Source organism: Sphingobacterium sp. 40-24, from assembly GCF_001899705.1.
Lineage (GTDB): Bacteria > Bacteroidota > Bacteroidia > Sphingobacteriales > Sphingobacteriaceae > Sphingobacterium > Sphingobacterium multivorum.
The window spans coordinates 29,849-47,706 of record NZ_MKWH01000006.1; the positions used below are offsets into that span (position 1 = coordinate 29,849).

Genomic DNA, 17,858 nt, shown 5'->3' on the forward strand with positions numbered 1-17,858 from the left:
TGAATATTAAATTTTTGCTAATGCAAGATTGATAAAGGATAGTTCTTCTGCGGTAAGCGTGATGTCGATGGCCTGCGCATTTGCGATGGCCTGCTCTGCATTTCGGGCACCTGCCAAGACCACAGTGATCGCCGGCTGCAAACTAGTCCAGCGTAATACCAATTGGGAAAGCGTGACACCTTTGTTTGCGGCAATTGGACTGATGGTATCCAAGAAGGTCTTTACCTTGGCCAGATCAAATTGTTGGAAATAACCATTGCGGTGATCGTTTTCTTTTAATTTACCAGTATTGAAATATTTACCGGTTAACAAACCACGCTCCATAGGGCTATATACAATGATACCCAGATCATTTTCCTTTGCGTAAGGAACAAGGTCCTGTTCGATACCTCGGTTCAGCATGCTGTAACCAACTTGATTACTCGCTATATTGAGGGTTTTTCGTGCTTCTGAAACTTGATCAACGCTATAATTGCTGACGCCGGCAGCACGGATCTTACCTTGTTGTAAAAGAAGATCCAAGGCTTCCATCGTTTCGGAAATCGGAGTTGTACTATCTGGCCAGTGAATCTGTAGTAGATCGATATAGTCGGTGCGTAAGCGTTTTAGGCTATTCTCTACTTCCTGAATTACACTAGCTTTTGATGCATATTTATAAACTGGAATAGTTTTACCAGCTTCTTCTGCGTCAAAGAAAAATTCACCTTTTCCTTGGTTACTACCGTCCCATACCAAACCAAATTTGGTCAATACCTGTATTTTGGTCCGATCATAACCTTGAATTGCCGCACCGATCATTTCTTCACTCAAACCAAAGCCATAAAACGGGGCTGTATCTAATGTAGTGACACCGTTGTCGATCGATGCTTTCACAGAATCAATAGAATCTTTCTTTTCATTGCCGCCCCACATGTTGCCGCCAATTGCAAAAGCTCCGTACGTAATTGCTGATAATTCTAAATCTGTTTTTCCTAATTTTCTGTATTCCATTTTTTATTTTTTATGTCTCTTGTTAAATTTTATTTGTCGTTCTGATGCACCTTTTTTTACCAAATAAATCTGTTCGAAAGGATGCCTACTATTATCTGAATGATTGATGGCACAAAGTTATAACGCTATTTTTTATTATTAAAATAATTTAAATTAGGTTATTCTATTATTTTTGTGATATAATACTAGCGTCTTTTTTTGAAAAGCGCCAGCAGATTTCTGTTAACTTTTTCTTGTACATTCCTACACAAACTAGTAGATTTATATAGTGTGGTAGGTCTTGTGAGCACTTACATTTTTATTGGGATAACCGTTCAGTAAAAGAATATCTATGCAAACAGAACAATTTAAACCTGATGTGATTATTATCGGAGCGGGTTTAGCAGGGCTTACAGCAGCAATGGAGGTTACCAATGCTGGTAAGAAAGTGCTTCTTGTGGATCAGGAAACAGCTGAAAATCTTGGTGGTCAGGCCTATTGGTCCTTTGGTGGGCTTTTTCTTGTCAATTCATCTCAACAACGTCGCATGGGCATCAAGGATTCTTTTGAACTGGCTCGGCAGGACTGGATGGGAACTGCAGGGTTTGACCGCGAGGAGGATTATTGGCCGCGACAATGGGCAGAGGCCTACCTGAAATTTGCGACGGAAGAGAAGGCTGCTTACGTCGCTAAGCTCGGTATTAAGCTGATGTTTATGGTCGGTTGGGCTGAGCGCGGTGACGGATCGGCCTCGGGGCATGGTAATTCCGTTCCTAGATTTCATGTTAGTTGGGGGACTGGAACTGGCGTTGTGAAACCTTTTGTGGATAAAGCTTTTGCTGCGCAGGAAAAAGGTTTGCTGCGGTTTTGCTTTCGACATCGCGTGACAAAATTGCTAACGCAAGATGGCGCGGTCATCGGAATTGCGGGCGATGTTTTGGAAGATGATAACAAAGCAAGGGGTGTTGCTACCAACAGAAATATTCTTGCAGCGTTTGAATATTATGCAGATCAGGTCGTTATTGCTTCGGGAGGGATTGGAGCAAATCATCAATTGGTACGCGAAAATTGGCCTGAACGATTAGGGAAAGCACCAGTGCAAATGATTTCAGGTGTTCCCGCCTATGTCGATGGAAAAATGATTGGAATTGCCGAAGAGGTTGGGGCTCATATGATAAACCGCGATCGCATGTGGCATTATACGGAAGGGATTGAAAATTGGAATCCAATATGGCCTATGCACGGCATCCGTATTTTACCTGGGCCGTCTTCATTGTGGTTTGATGCCCGCGGTAATAGGCTTCCAGCTCCTTATTTACCTGGATTTGATACCTTGGGTACACTCAGGCACCTGCAAGAAACAGGCTTTTCTTATTCCTGGTTTATCCTGACACAGAAGATTATCAAAAAGGAGTGTGCTCTTTCAGGTTCAGAACAGAATCCAGATATTACCGACAAGGATTATCGGTTATTTTTGAAACGCATTTTTGGGAAAAATGCACCTGGACCAGTTGAGGCTTTTAAGGAAAAGGGACCTGATTTTATTGTTTCGGACAATCTAAAGGATCTGGTCGCTCGTATGAATCGTTTGACAGGCGAAGATCTTTTGGATTATGAAACGATTAAAACGCAAATTGAAGCGCGTGACCGGGAGGTCGATAATAAGTTTTCAAAGGATACGCAAGTAAATTACATTCGAAATACACGAAACTACCTTGGTGATAAATTAGGTCGGGTGGCAGCCCTCCATAAAATCCTGGCGCCGGAAAATGGACCGCTCATTGCGGTACGTCTCCATGTGTTGACGCGTAAAACCTTAGGCGGTCTCAAAACGAATCTCCATTCGCAAGTACTAACAAAGGATAACAAGGTGATAGCGGGTTTGTATGCAGCAGGCGAGGTGGCTGGATTTGGTGGTGGCGGCATGCATGGTTATCGAGCGTTAGAAGGTACTTTCTTGGGCGGTTGTATATTCTCAGGCATGAAAGCCGGACAACATATTGCGCGTTTGCCAAAGGCAGCATTTACCTAAAAAATGTTTATGAAAGTCGATCCTTTTCTTTATAATGCCAGCTTTTCCATCCGATGTTGTTGCCGGATAGCGTCGGCCCAAGCCATCGGTGGTTACATTTAACGTTAAAACAACATTTCTAGTAGGCAATCAATGCGATGTTTGCCTATTCAGATCAGAGTAAGAAATTATTAAGTTTTTTTCTGGATAGAACGCAGCGTTTGAAGAAGAACAGAAACAAGTACAAAAGCGAGCCCCACATAGAAAGAAGCATTGACTTGTTTGCCTTCGTTGAAGAATAAAAAAGCAATGATAATCGAATAGATGGGCTCAAGATTGAAACTCAAATTGACCGTAAATGCAGATAGCTTCTTGAGTGATTCGGCAAAAAGAACATAAAGACCAACCGTACAAAATAAAGACAGCAAGATTAAATAGATCCCATCAGAAAAGCTTGGTATAAAACGTTCGGTGGGAAATAAATAATAGAAAATAGGCAGTCCAAGTCCCAATACAATGGTTCCACTAAGCATTTGATAATAGTTGAGTAATTTACTATCATATTGTTTGACCAATCGCTCATTGTAGATGGTATATAGGGCCGCGAAAATAGTTGAAATTACACCCAAAATAATGCCCACTTGATAAGAGCTATCAAAATGAAAGATTAAACTGATTCCGATCAAGGTCAACATGCTTAACATCAGCTGCGCCGCACTAAATCTTTTTTTATTGATGATAGGTTCTAGAATGGCTGTGAAAAAACTGGTCAGGCAATAGCACACTACGCCAATGGAAATATTGGAAAACTTGATACTTCCATAGAAAAATATCCAATGGATGGTGAGCAATAATCCACCTCTTGCAATATTCAGTATATCTTTTGTCGATTTTAATCGCTCAATCTTGAATAATTTGAGGACAACGAAAAGAATAAGTGTTGAAAGTAAAACCCTAAACCACACGAGTGGTATCTGATTGAGGGTAATGAGTTTGCCGAAAACTCCGGTGAAGCCTGCGAGCAGTACCGCGGTATGAAGTACTAAATATGATTTTTTCATAAAAAAAATGTCTTTCCCATAAAGGGAAATTTAAAAGCTAAATAAATAGTTAATCCTTGTATCATCCGAATTTGCTCCTGATCAGATATCATTATTCGTTTGACATTGCGCTATGTTATTTTGCTGGTGGAGAAAGACAAGTTCTTCGGTCCATGGTTTTATGCTAGTTTTTAACAAATATAGAAATTATCTACGGTATTCAAAGTCCTTTATTTCAGCCATTTTGTTGGATTAATATTCTTCATCCTAAAGACTAAATCTTATATTAGTGATCTCACTAGGGGGATGCCCAAGATAATCGTCTTCCTAGTATTGAATATGCAATATCAATATAAACCAAACTAAACAATGAAGAGGAAAGAATTTATTCGAAATACGAGTCTGTTGGCGGCATCGGCACTTTTTGCACAGACGAAAGTATTCGGTTTTCAAGCTGATACGGTCCGTGTGGGACTGATCGGTACCAACGGTATGGGTTGGTCTAATCTGAACGCTATCTTGAAAGTACCAGGCGTGCAGTGTACGGCATTATGTGATGTCGATGAAAATGTTTTGAAGAATCGCGCTGAGGAATTAAAGAAACGCAATGTTGATGTGAAGACTTACATCGATTATAAAGATCTTCTGAAAGCAAATGACGTTGATGTTGTTATTGTCGCTACGCCCGATCATTGGCATTGCATGCAAATGGTTGATGCTGTTGCGGCAGGAAAAGATGTATATGTCGAAAAACCGATTGGCAACTCCATTCGGGAATGTGAAATTATGGTTGCAGCTGCTAAAAAGTATAAACGTGTTGTACAGGTAGGGCAGTGGCAACGAAGCCAACAACATTTTAGAGATGCGATGGATTTTGTTCATAGCGGAAAATTGGGAAAGATACGCCTTGTTAAGGCTTGGGCTTATCAAGGTTGGATGAAGAGTATTCCGGTTCAGGCAGACGCTAATGTTCCTACTGGAGTACATTATGATAAATGGTTGGGGCCAGCCCCAAAACGTGCATTTAATCCCAATCGTTTTCACTTCAATTTCAGGTGGTATTGGGATTATGCGGGTGGCCTAATGACCGATTGGGGTGTACATATGTTGGATTATGCGCTGATCGGAATGAAAGTGTCAGATCCTGTTTCGGTAATGGCTGCTGGCGGTAAATTTGCTTATCCCGACGACGCCGCTGAAACACCAGATAGTCTAACAACGGTGTATGAGTTTGATGGATTTAATGTTCAATGGGAACAGGCGACAGGTATAGATTTGGGCCCTTATCAGAAGACTCACGGCGTTGCTTTCATTGGTAATAATGGTACCTTGGTCGTTAATCGTGAAGGCTGGGAAGTTATTCCCGAGAAAGGACGAATGGACGCTGTCTCTTTCCAACGTTCGCAGGACAATGGACTGGACAAGCATATGGTTAATTTCGTTGAAGCTGTTAGAAAGAAATCAGTAGAAGGTCTTCATGCTCCGATAGAAGCGGGGGCTCATATTGCGATATTCTCACAGATGGGAAATATTGCATACCGTTCTAAAAAGAAATTGTTTTGGGACAAACAAAAGCGCAGTTTCAATGATAAAGATGCGGACGGGTACTTAGTGAAAGTTTATCATAATGGCTATAATCTGCCTAAAGTGTAAGGAAATATGGGTATGAAAGGTATCGTATTGGGTCTCGCTCTGGCGACATTGTCTGCAAAGCAAGTTTCGGCGCAACAGATGGAAAAAATGTGGGATGGTCAAGGAGGAAAAAATTCCATTTCCCAAAATAGAGGGAAACTGTTCCGTGACGGCAAATATGCGATGTTTATCCATTGGGGAATCTATTCGCAGCTGGCAAATACCTGGAAGGGGAAAACGTTTTATGGCATAGGGGAATGGCTCATGAACAAGAGCATGGCCAATATCCCCGTCGCTGACTACATGGCCGCGGCGGCGTCATTTCATCCAGATCATTTTGACGCTAAGGCGATCGTACAGCTTGCAAAAGATGCGGGGATGCGCTATATCGTGATTACGAGCAAACATCACGATGGATTTTCGATGTTTCATTCGAAAGTGAATTCGTTTAATATTGTTGAGGCGACCGATTTTAAACGTGATCCGATGATTGAGCTCGCGAAAGCCTGTAAGGAAGCGGGGATCGGTTTTGGCTTCTATTATTCGCAAAATCAGGATTGGACTTATCCCGGCGGAAATGGAGGTCCCAAGGTGGACGCAGTCGGTCATTCGAAAACATTTGACGATTATTTTTGGGAGAAATGCTATCCTGAGGTGAACCAGATTACGACGCAGTATGGGCCGATAGAATTGGTCTGGTTCGATACGCCTGGTGGGATGGATAAGAAATACGCCCAAAAACTTGTCGAATTGGTTCATAAAAATCAACCTGGGGCTTACGTGTCGGGACGTGTTGGACACGGACTTGGTGATTATTCTACTTTGGGGGATATGGAAGTACCACGGCAGAATGTTCCAGGTCTTTGGGAGGCAGTCGATGTAACCAATGACTCTTGGGGGTATGCTTGGTACGACAATAATTGGAAGAGTGCCCGTGAAATCTTGTCTCGTACATTGTCGACTATTAGCCGGGGCGGGACTTACATGTTAAATGTTGGGCCTAAACCAGATGGGACTATTCCTGAGCCAGCGAGCTTAGCTTTGCGTGGTGCTGGTGCGTGGATCCGAAAGTATCCAGCGGCCGTTTATGGTGCGCAAGCTTCACCTTGGGGGCACGCTTTGCCTTGGGGGGATGCTACTGTACAAGGACGTAAAATTTCATTATTGGTCTATCACTGGCCAACTAATGGAAAGTTGTTTGTTCCGGGCCTAACAAAAGGGATAACGTCGATCAATCTTTTAAACGCAGATGGGAAGAAAAAGTTAAATTATACGACCGATGGAAAATGGTTGGAGATCAATATCCCATCGGTAGCTCCAGATCCACTGGTTTCTGTGATTGAGGTCGTTATGCAGGGGACACCTCTTATTGATAAAATGTTGGGTGTCGATCCGGCGATGGAGACAATTCTTCCTGTAGACTTTGCCGAAGTTGAAGGATGCCATAAAACCGGGAAATCCTGGATGGAGAAATTCGGTGAATGGAAACATGTGGTTCAAGTAGGGCAATGGACTGGTCAAAGTAAACTAACGTATGCTATAGACATTGTTAAGCCAGGCTATTATCAAGTTGATCTAAATTATACGGGGCAGGGGAGAGTGGTGTGGAAGATTGAAAACTCGACTGGAGAGATCGTGCAGAATCAACAAGCCGCCGCTTCTGGGTATAATTGGTACCCATGGGGATGGATGAAATTTAAAGCCCCAGGAAGATACAGCGTTACTGTTTCATTTCTTGAAGGTGATGGTGACAAGGTCAGTCTCAGTGCACTTCGATTTAAACCTGTAGAATAGGCTGTTGCTGTCTATTCTACAGGTTTTTCAATCATCAATTTCTGTGCTTTCTGCCTTAATTGATGATATTCCCAAAAAAATCAAACAGGGATTTTTAGGCAGGCATTCGATTCAGCTAGTCTTGCATAAGAGTCTGTATTTTCTCAATAGAATCCTCATTCTCCAAAAACTCAAGATACGGTAACAAAGGTTCGATATCTTTTTTGTCCATTGTTTCTATGTCTTCAAATAAAGCATTTACAAAATCACTGCAAAAAGATTTGCCAAAGCTATACGTGATGATTCTCGCAAGATCATCACAATCGATTTCCGTGGCATTCAGATTAAATACAAGTTCAGGTATTTCGTAGTCGCCTTCTGCCGGATAGCCGATATACCTAAACATGCTTTCCTTCCATACACGAAATAGAATTTGATGCGAGACATGTTTTCCAAAGTATTCGAACACCTTGGAAAGTAGATCGCAAGCTGCCTCCTTCTCAAAAACACCGGTAATGCTTTTGTCTATCAATTCAGCATAAGGAATGAAAATCGAGCTATCGAAATGAACATCAAAATTAGCGGTAAGCATAGCCAATATATGTTCTTTGGGCTGGATTCTTAGAAGTTGTCTTGCTGTTAATGAGGTTAAGTTGTGCTTTTGTTCTCGACCGTGGCTATCGGGGAGGAGCACGGTGTGTTCTTTGTCGAGGAGCGAGATGACGAATTTCCAGTCTTCGGGCCTTTTGAGAATCCTGCAGTTCTGAGCGAGATAACCGCTTCTTTTTGGGTCAGGTTTCTTGTCTCCGACAATAACTTCTCCAGGTTGAATAACATGTTCTGGAGGAACTTTAAACCTGCGTATATGCACAAAGAGTTCTTCTCCGGAAGGTAACGCAAGAGTACCAAATCCTTTGTTATTGTCGAACCATTTGACAGCGCCGATAAACATGGCTGGAGTTGAGTTTTGTTTCAATAGCATAAAGGTAATGAATAAATGCATTTATTATGCATTGAAAATGAAATATTTGTAATTATTTGCCGTGAAAGACTTTTAACGGATCCGATGGATTCTTAGTCTACATGGTTAAGAACGCTTTCTAAACAGCCAAAATGTTCGTAATTTCAATAGAAAGCGACAATCAAATTAGTGGGACGGAATTGGACAGGAGTCAAAAGGCGTTTTGAAAAATCGATTGAGAGAATAATTTCATAGCATTTTTTGTCGCCTAGGCGTAATTTTGAGCTAACTTAGTCTGTTGAAATCTGTTCTATAAAATCGTTCAATAATATAACGTATCCTATGCAGTCTGTAATTGTCAAATCTATTCTCAATAAAACAAAACAAAGAGATCCTTGGTTTCTTGACGATTACACCGTCAATCCTTATAGCGGATGCTCGTTCAATTGTTTATATTGTTATATCAGAGGTAGTAAATATGGTATTAATATGGCCGAAAAGCTAAGTGTAAAGCGCAATGCGGTGGATTTGTTGGACCGAGCCCTAGCGCTTCGTGCCCGTAAAAAACAATATGGAATAATTGTATTGTCGTCTGCAACGGATCCTTATTTGCAATTTGAGCAAACCGAGCTACTGACGCGCCAATTATTGGAAATTATAGTACATTATCGCTTCCCAGTGCATATTATCACCAAATCGGATCTAGTAAGTCGGGATTTTGATTTGTTGAAGCAGATCGATGCTGAAGCGATACTCCCATTGGATCTGCAGGGTAAATTGACACATCGCGCTTTTATTACTTTTTCCTTTTCAACCATCGATATGGAAATTGCCAGCATATTTGAACCAGGTGCACCATCGCCTGAGCTTCGTTTGAATACATTGAGTGAAGCACGTAAGATGGGATTGTGTAGTGGCGTAAGTTTAATGCCTTTGTTGCCCTTTATTTCGGATACCGGAACTCATCTTGATCAGATGTTTGGGACTTTTCGATCCATTGATGCAAATTATATTTTTCCAGCAACCTTGGCCTTGTATGGTTCTGATCCTGGTGACAATCGGACGTTGGTTATGCGTGCGGTTGAAAAACACTATCCACAACTCGTGGAAAAATATCAACGATTGTTTGGTGCGGACGGCAAACTTCCTAGCTATTATCGACAGGCATTTGCGGAAAAGGTTAAGGGACTATGTCTGCAATATGGACTTAGGGACCGGCTGACGAATAATGATCCCTTATAAATTCCTGGGTATTTTTGGCGGTTGATCAATACCAAAGTAGCTTTTTCTCCTTCTCTGTGATGTGTGTTAAGTTGAGCCTTTTGCGTTTTTTCCTTATAAATAGGCCATTTAAGTTGAATGTGATGGTCTTGATTCTAATCTTTTTAATAAAGCAATCTTATTCCGTAATAAATACAGGTTTTTAGGTATGCTAACTGTTTGAATTTTAGCTTTTAATTGTATGTTTTCGCCCTGACTAAGACCGATAGAAAACAAATGTATTGGATAAAGGATTTTTTATGACGAAGTTTTACGTTAAAACGAAGAAAATAATTAACCTAATTGTTTAAGCGTTTTGTGAAATAAGTGATCCCTCGCTTTGTTGTTTTTTGTATTGTATTGTTTCAAATATGTTACATTTTATTTCGTATAAGGTTTTTGTGAATATTATTTGTTTAATATTATTTAACATGGTGATTGATAGTGTTTTGATTCATTATGTCAAACTGATTGGTTCTTTGTTTTATTAAAAAATTAAAAAAGACATTCTGTTTCGTGTTAAAATTGTATTATCTTAATATTGATTTAACCAATTGTCGTTTAATTGTTTAGTAATGCTTTGTTAATAATTTACAAATATTAAATAACCTTTCTTTGTAACCGAAGAAAAACAAAACCAAATTCATGAAAACGAAACACGTATTACTTCCTGTAATGATCGGGATGTCTCTCGGCGCGTGGGCCAAGAGCAAACCTGTCTTTCTGACATCTATTCCGGATGTTGAAATTTCCGCCAAATTTCAGGGGCCTATTCGAGGCATTGTAAAAACAGCAACCGGTGAACCTATCTCGGGTGTGTCAATTTTTAATTCAACTACTGGCAAAACTACGCAAACTGACCAAGAAGGTGCTTTTGTCATCGAAGGGAAAACTGGGCATACATTGCGCTTGTCGATGATCGGTTTTGAAACACAGCACGTAAAAGTAGAGGCAATACCTTTAACCATTCAGCTGGTTTCGACAGATCAATCCCTTGATGAAGTAATTGTTGTCGGGTATGGTAAGCAAAAAAAGGTAAACTTAACAGGTGCTGTTACTCAGATTGATGCGAAGATACTTGAAAATCGCCCAGTTGCCAATGCAACTCAAGCTTTGCAGGGAGCAATACCAAATTTGAATATTACATTTACCAATGGTAGGCCAGGAGGGGAAGGAAATGTTAATATCCGGGGTTTTGCTTCGATAAACTCAGCTAATGCACAACCCCTTATTCTCATTGATGGGGTTCCGGGTAATATCAATACAATCAATCCGCGTGATATTGAATCGATATCGGTTTTAAAAGACGCTTCTGCGGCAGCGATTTATGGCGCTCGTGGGGCATTTGGTGTTATGCTCGTAACAACTAAAAGAGGAAAGGCCGGAAAAATGAACATTAATTATAGTAATAATTTTGGTTGGTATGGACTGACGGTGCGGACAGATTTTATGACGAGCGGTTATGATGCTGCTAAACTAAATGATGAAGCTTTTATTCGTGCCACCGGTAATAGTTATACGGGATATACAGAAGATGACTATGCTGAACTATTGAAACGAAAAACAGATCCTAGTCTGCCTTCCGTAGTGGTTCAGAATAGAAATGGAAAAGATCAATATGTATATTATGGCAATACAGATTGGTGGAACGAGATGTATCGAAAAACACAGACCTCAATGGAACATTCGTTAAATTTCTCTGGCGGTAGTGAAAAAATTGATTACTATGTGTCGGGGCGACTTTATGAAAAAGGGGGGCTAATGAAAATTAACCAAGATAAATTCGATGCTTATAATGTTCGATCGCGCATAAATGCGCAGGTGACCCCTTGGTTGAAGGTAAGTGCAAATACCCAGCTGAATTACCAAAACTACACCTATCCAGGATGGGCGACAAGTCCAGATAATAACAATAATTTTATTTCAACAACGGTACACGCTTTACCATCTTATGTGCCCATGAATCCCGATGGTACCGCAACCTATAGGACGGAACTGAACAATTATAATATTGGCGATGGTATATATGCAGATTTGTTGCATGGAAAGTCAAAAGGTGGCGAGGATAAATATGAGTTTATCAATATGTTTGAGGCTGTATTTCAGTTGGCGCCAAACTTGACCTTAACGGGTAATTATACCTTTACTTATAATCCGATCCATAACTGGAATAGAAGAACGGCCGCTCCTTGGTCTGTTTTTCCTGGTGTGATCAATTACTTGGGAAATGATACCTATACCGAAGCGATCATCAATAGGCCAAAACATTCACTCAACCTATTCGCCAATTATAGCAAGCAATTTGGAGATCATCAGTTTGCCGCCACGGTAGGCTTTAACCAGGAAACCACAGGGTACAAACGAATCGGCGGTACGCATACTAATTTGCTGTCGGAGGACCTGAATGATTTTGCGCTGGGGACTGGTCAAATGCAGTTACTCGGGAATGCAAATACCTGGGCATTACGAGGCTATTTTGGAAGGTTGAATTACAATTATAAAGGGAAGTACCTGTTGGAGGTGAATGGTCGCTACGATGGAACGTCTAAATTTCCATCCAGTCAGCGATATGGTTTTTTTCCCTCTTTCTCGGGCGGATGGCGGATTTCGGAAGAGTCGTTTATGGCTAATCTGAAGCCGGTTTTGAATGAAGCTAAATTTAGAGTCTCCTATGGGGCGTTGGGTAACGCACAGGAAGCTGCTGAGTATGGTTACATCCAATTGTTGAATGCAGGATTGTCCAATTACATAACCAATGGTACAAAAACACAATACCTGAGTGCACCAACTCCAATTTCAGCTGATTTAACCTGGGAGAGAACGAATACATTAAATTTCGGAACAGATCTCGAATTTTTTAGAACTCGATTGAGTGTATCTGCTGACTATTTTATTCGAAATACGCTCGATATGTTGATCCCAGGAAAAACATTGCCAGCGGTTTTTGGTTCGGCGTCGCCTCGGACAAACGCTGGAGACCTAAGAAATAAAGGCTGGGAGGTTTCTGTGGCTTGGCGTGATCAATTTGACTTGGATGGAAAATCTTTTGGCTATAATATTGGGTTGGGATTGTCGGATTCTAAAGCGAAGATCACACGTTTTGACAATAAGGAAATGCTGCTAAGTAACTATTATGTCGGCCAGACTTTGGGCGAAATTTGGGGGTATAAGGCTGATGGTTTTTTTCAGTCTCAGGCGGAAATCGACAATTGGAAAGTTAACCAGGATTATGTGGATAAACAACGATTGGCAGCACCGGGAGACTGGTCCAAGCTTCATCCTGGAGATTTGAAATTTGTTGATATTGGTGGAAAGGATGGCGTTCCGGATGGAAAGGTTGATGCTGGAGACAATACATTGATGAACCCTGGGGATCAAGTGATCATTGGGAACAACAGAGCCCGTTATACATTTGGTTTTAATTTGGGGGCAAATTGGCAAGGATTCGATATTTCGGCCTTCTTTCAGGGGATAGGTCGACAACATTGGTGGCCTGGAGCAAATGCAGATAAGTTTTGGGGACCATACTCAAGACCGTACTATTCGTTTGTGCCGAAGGATTTTGAACAGGATATTTGGACGCCTGAAAATACAGATGCCTATTATCCATTGTTAAGAGGCTATATTGCCTTGAATGATCGTGGATCTTTGAACGTCAAATCGGATCGTTACTTACAGGATTTGGCCTATATACGACTAAAAAATCTAACCGTAGGCTATACGGTTCCTCAGGCCTGGCTAAAGCGCGTGAAATTGGCCAATGCGCGGATTTATGTGTCTGGTGAAAATATTTGGACTGCGACTAAGCTCCGTTCCAAATATATTGATCCCGAACAGTCGGCTCAAGAGGTCAACGGAAGATCATATCCAATCTCTAAAACATTTTCATTTGGTCTAGATTTAACATTTTAATAGTATGAAAAAGATAGTATATATATATGCATTGTTGAGCTGTGGCATGATGGCTTGTAGCAAAGATTATTTGGAACGTTTGCCTGAATCGTCAGTTACTCCTGAGGCTTCCTTTAAAACAGAAAAGGATTTGGCGTTATTTACAAAGTCATTTTACGATGCCGCACTACCTTCGGCCGAAGGAGTTTATAACGAATCGGTCGATAATATCGTTAAGACAACATTGGATGATGAATTGACCGGAAAAAGACAGGTTCCGATAAGTGGCGGTGGATGGACTTGGGCAAATCTTCGTAATATCAATTACTTTTTGGCGAATTGCTTTAATACAGTTTCAGAAACGACTGCTGCGCCCTATGCTGCCGAGGCGCGCTTTTTTAGGGCATATTTTTATTTCGATAAACTGAAACGTTTTGGAGATGTGCCCTGGTATGACAAGGTCATTGATCAAAATGACGAAGAACAACTTAAGAAGGCGAGGGATCCGAGAACTTTGGTTGTATCAAACATTCTCGCTGATCTGGACTATGCGATTGCCAATCTACCGGCTACCAAAAGTGATGAAAAAGTGACCAAATGGACTGCATTGGCCTTAAAGTCCCGGGTCGCACTTTTTGAAGGAACATTTCGTAAATATCATACAGAATTTAATTTACCCGATGCAAACGGCCTGTTGGAGAAGGCGGCCGATGCAGCCAGCAAGCTTATGGAGGGAGCGCAATACAGCGTATACAATGCCGCGGGAACAGACTCTTATGGTGCATTGTTTTATAGTGTTAATAGTTTGTCACAAGAGGTTATTTTAGCGCGGAAATTCTCGGATGCTTTGCAAATCTGGCACAATGTAAATTATTATACGATTACAGCTTCCTACGGAAAACCCGGATTGGATAAAAATTTGGTGGATTCTTACCTGATGAAAGATGGAACGAGGTTTACCGATAAATCAAATTACCAAACAATGACGTTTAAGGAGGAGGTCCTAAATCGCGATCCACGTCTAAGCCAGACGATTCGTACGCCGGGTTATAAGCGTATTGGAGGTGCCGCTGCTGTTGCTCCGAACTTTGGGAATTCAGTGACGGGATATCAATTGATCAAATTTGTGGGAGATGTAAAGTATGATAACTTCAATCGTTCTGAAAATGATATGCCGATTTTTAGGTATGCCGAGGTTTTATTAAATTATGCTGAAGCGAAAGCAGAGTTAGGCACATTGAGCCAGGCCGATTTGGACAAATCAATTAAGTTATTGCGCGATCGTGTAGGCATGCCAAATCTAAATCTGCAGGCGGCTAAATCAAATCCAGATGCATTTTTAGCGAAAGACTATCCGAATGTAGTTGGTGATATGAAGGGGGTACTATTGGAAATAAGAAGAGAACGCCGTATTGAATTGGTGATGGAATCTTTTCGTTGGGATGATATCTTAAGATGGAAAAGCGGCCAGTTGGTCACGAGACAATTTAAAGGGATGTATTTTCCGGGTACAGGCAAGTTTGATTTAGATAATGATGGTAAAGATGACGTTTGGATTTATGAAGGTGACAAGCCGAGTGCCTCGGGAATTCAGCTATTGAAATTGGGCTCGGAAATCTTATTGGAAAATGGGAATAAAGGAAATGTGATTATTAATGCGCATATCAAAAAAGTTTTCGATGAAAAGAAAGACTATTTATATCCAATTCCTGTCCAAGAACGACAATTAAATCCTAACCTTACCCAAAATCCAAACTGGGGAGAATAATACACCTTAAAAAATGCGATCAGTGGTCGAGTGCTTCTCCCGCTGATCGTATTTTTAATATTACGATATGTTTTTTTAACTAGCTGTATTTTAACTATATAGGTTGTGAAAAATGCGTTTAATTTATTTTTCGTACCTTTGTATCGTCAAAAGACAGAATGGCGTGAGTTTATTCCGCTATGGCTTTGTGCCTTTGGCACAGCCTAGGTTGTTCGTTATACTTGTTGAAGTATATTTTGGAGATGCTTTATAAATGGAGCATTTCGTCTTTAAAAGATTAGTTTCTTTTTCATCATTGCTCTTACCGAACCGAGAGTAAAGTATGTTAGTTAATAAGTTGATTGAACTGTACGAGTAAGATTTCGATCAAACGGACTCAACTGTAGGGATATTTTTTATTTGTAAGAAAATAGCGTAGGCGTATGGCCTTAGTGGATCACTTATGCCCTTTTGGTTTATTTATGTTTAAAAAAATTAAAGAATGGATAAAACAAGCAAGGTAAAAGTAAAAGTTGAAGACTTGGTACTTGTTTTCGGAAAGCAAAAGAAACAAGCTCTGCACTTACTGAACGAGGGTTTCTCGAAGAAGGATATTTTAGCGAAAACGGGCTGTACTATTGGGATTAACAAAGCTAATTTTGAAATCTTCGAGGGGGAATTTTTCGTTATAATGGGGCTTTCGGGAAGTGGGAAATCTACCCTGCTCCGTTGTCTGAATCGATTGAACGAACCGACATCAGGAAAGGTTTATATCAATGGTGAGGATATAACAGGGAAAAATAATAAAGATCTTCTTGAAGTCCGTCGAACAGAAATGAGTATGGTCTTTCAAAAGTTTGGTCTGTTGCCACATCATACCGTGTTGAGCAATGCTGCTTTCGGTTTAGAACTACGAGGGGAAGAACGGGACAAACGGGAATCTAAAGCGCAGCAAGCGCTTGATGTCGTCGGGCTCAGTGGATTTGAACAACAGCTACCTTCTCAGTTATCGGGTGGTATGCAACAGCGGGTTGGACTGGCTCGGGCACTTGCAAATGATCCTGAAGTACTACTGATGGATGAGGCATTTTCAGCTCTGGATCCCCTGATTAAAACAGAAATGCAAGATCAGTTACTGGAGTTGCAGGATAATCTACAAAAAACAATCGTATTTATTACCCATGATCTCGATGAAGCGATCAAATTGGGCGATCGTATTGCTATTATGAAAGATGGTGTCATCGAACAGATCGGTACTGCGGAAGATATCTTGACAAATCCAGCAAGTGAGTATGTTAAAGCCTTTGTTGAAAAAGTGGATCGCAAGTCGATCATTTCGGCAGGTTCACTGATGTTTGAGAAACCTACTGTTGTACGTTTCAAAAAAGATGGCCCTGAGGGGGCACTGCGGAAAATGCGGGCGACAGGAATTGAAATTCTCCCTGTAGTCGATGCGCATGATACTTTCCTTGGTTTTGTTCATATGAGTGAAGTCATTCAATCGGCAAAGCGTAGGGAACCCACCGTAGAATCCATTATACATGCCAACGTTCCAACCGTATCAAAAGAGGTGACCGTTGAAGAAATGTTGCCCCTGATATCGGAGATCCGGTCGCCAATCGCTGTAGTGAATGAACATAATCGTTTGTTGGGGATCGTAACACAGACATCGTTGATTATCGAAGCGACAAAGTATAATGAAGAAGAAATTATTGAATTAAAAGAGAAAGCAAATAATCAGTAGAAATGAATAAAGTAATCGATATAGGACAATACATCGCTGTAGCCGTCAATTGGCTGACAGATCATTTAGAGCCATTTTTTAACCTGATAAAAAATACAGGGAATGCATCCATTATTGGACTGGAATGGGTGTTAACAACGATACCTTTTTTTATTATCATCGCATTATTTACAGCATTAGCCTGGTGGAAATCTGGGAAAGGGGTCGCACTGACGACATTGTTGGGATTAACATTGATCTATCTGATGGGATTTTGGATTGCAACGATGGAGACTTTGGCGCTGGTATTGGTCGCTACCTTGACAGCCTTGGTTATATCAGTTCCTTTGGGTGTGTGGGCCGCGAAGAATAAACTAGCAGCGAAAATCATTCGGCCCTTACTTGATTTAATGCAGACGATGCCTGCCTTTGTTTACTTGATTCCAGCGGTGTTATTTTTTAGTATCGGTAAAGTCCCGGGAGCTTTTGCGACCATTATTTTCGCTATGCCACCTGCCGTCCGTTTGACGACTTTAGGGATTGATGCGGTTCCAAAAGATATCGTTGAAGCTGCACGTTCATTTGGCGCGACCAATAGTCAGATCTTATTTAAAGTAGAACTGCCCTTGGCTACAAAAACAATCTTAGCAGGGATCAATCAGACCATATTACTGTCTTTATCGATGGTTGTTATTGCCGGAATGATTGCTGCTGGTGGCTTGGGAGAAAAAGTGCTTGAGGGTATTAATAACTTGGATATTGGTCTTGGTTTTGAAAGTGGTTTGTCCGTTGTGATTCTCGCTATTATTTTGGATCGAATCACGCAGGGCTTTGTAAAAAAGAAAGCATAG

The 17,858-nt window shown here is 41.0% G+C and carries 11 protein-coding genes; 8 read left to right on the top strand and 3 right to left on the bottom strand.

The annotated features are described in order from the left end of the window. Positions 1-6 precede the first annotated feature (6 nt). Positions 7-990 (bottom strand): aldo/keto reductase, encoded by a 984-nt coding sequence (locus BGP15_RS01470; protein WP_046675368.1) that lies wholly within the window; start codon positions 988-990, stop codon positions 7-9. 331 nt (positions 991-1,321) lie between these two features. On the opposite strand from BGP15_RS01470, the gene BGP15_RS01475 reads away from it, so the two are divergent. After that, the gene (locus BGP15_RS01475; protein WP_286768521.1) at positions 1,322-3,001 is read left to right on the top strand and encodes an FAD-binding dehydrogenase; all 1,680 of its coding nucleotides are present in this window, start codon (positions 1,322-1,324) and stop codon (positions 2,999-3,001) included. 170 nt (positions 3,002-3,171) lie between these two features. On the opposite strand, the gene BGP15_RS01480 is transcribed toward BGP15_RS01475, so the two are convergent. Further along, positions 3,172-4,041 carry a DMT family transporter gene (locus tag BGP15_RS01480; RefSeq protein WP_204991028.1) on the bottom strand — a complete coding sequence of 290 codons (870 nt, stop codon included), beginning with the start codon at positions 4,039-4,041 and terminating at the stop codon, positions 3,172-3,174. 348 nt (positions 4,042-4,389) lie between these two features. On the opposite strand from BGP15_RS01480, the gene BGP15_RS01485 reads away from it, so the two are divergent. Both BGP15_RS01485 and BGP15_RS01490 read left to right on the top strand, forming a co-directional pair. Further along, positions 4,390-5,673, top strand: coding sequence for a Gfo/Idh/MocA family protein (locus tag BGP15_RS01485; protein WP_286768522.1), 1,284 nt, complete (start codon positions 4,390-4,392; stop codon positions 5,671-5,673). A 12-nt stretch (positions 5,674-5,685) separates the two neighbouring features. Continuing rightward, positions 5,686-7,446 carry an alpha-L-fucosidase gene (locus tag BGP15_RS01490; protein WP_286768523.1) on the top strand — a complete coding sequence of 587 codons (1,761 nt, stop codon included), beginning with the start codon at positions 5,686-5,688 and terminating at the stop codon, positions 7,444-7,446. Positions 7,447-7,561: 115 nt separating this feature from the next. On the opposite strand, the gene BGP15_RS01495 is transcribed toward BGP15_RS01490, so the two are convergent. Then, positions 7,562-8,428, bottom strand: coding sequence for a cold-shock protein (locus tag BGP15_RS01495; protein ID WP_286753699.1), 867 nt, complete (start codon positions 8,426-8,428; stop codon positions 7,562-7,564). A gap of 300 nt (positions 8,429-8,728) precedes the next feature. Here BGP15_RS01495 and BGP15_RS01500 point away from each other — a divergent pair, with 300 nt between their 5' ends. From BGP15_RS01500 to BGP15_RS01520, 5 genes are all read left to right on the top strand, one after another. Further along, positions 8,729-9,628, top strand: coding sequence for an SPL family radical SAM protein (locus tag BGP15_RS01500; RefSeq protein ID WP_286768524.1), 900 nt, complete (start codon positions 8,729-8,731; stop codon positions 9,626-9,628). 663 nt (positions 9,629-10,291) lie between these two features. Next, positions 10,292-13,558 (top strand): SusC/RagA family TonB-linked outer membrane protein, encoded by a 3,267-nt coding sequence (locus tag BGP15_RS01505; RefSeq protein ID WP_286768525.1) that lies wholly within the window; start codon positions 10,292-10,294, stop codon positions 13,556-13,558. 4 nt (positions 13,559-13,562) lie between these two features. Continuing rightward, positions 13,563-15,305: a RagB/SusD family nutrient uptake outer membrane protein gene (locus BGP15_RS01510; RefSeq protein WP_286768526.1), complete on the top strand. Its 1,743-nt coding sequence runs from the start codon at positions 13,563-13,565 to the stop codon at positions 15,303-15,305. 481 nt (positions 15,306-15,786) lie between these two features. Beyond that, positions 15,787-17,028 carry a quaternary amine ABC transporter ATP-binding protein gene (locus BGP15_RS01515; protein ID WP_046675375.1) on the top strand — a complete coding sequence of 414 codons (1,242 nt, stop codon included), beginning with the start codon at positions 15,787-15,789 and terminating at the stop codon, positions 17,026-17,028. Between the two features lie 2 nt (positions 17,029-17,030). Continuing rightward, positions 17,031-17,858 (top strand): ABC transporter permease, encoded by an 828-nt coding sequence (locus BGP15_RS01520; protein ID WP_046675376.1) that lies wholly within the window; start codon positions 17,031-17,033, stop codon positions 17,856-17,858.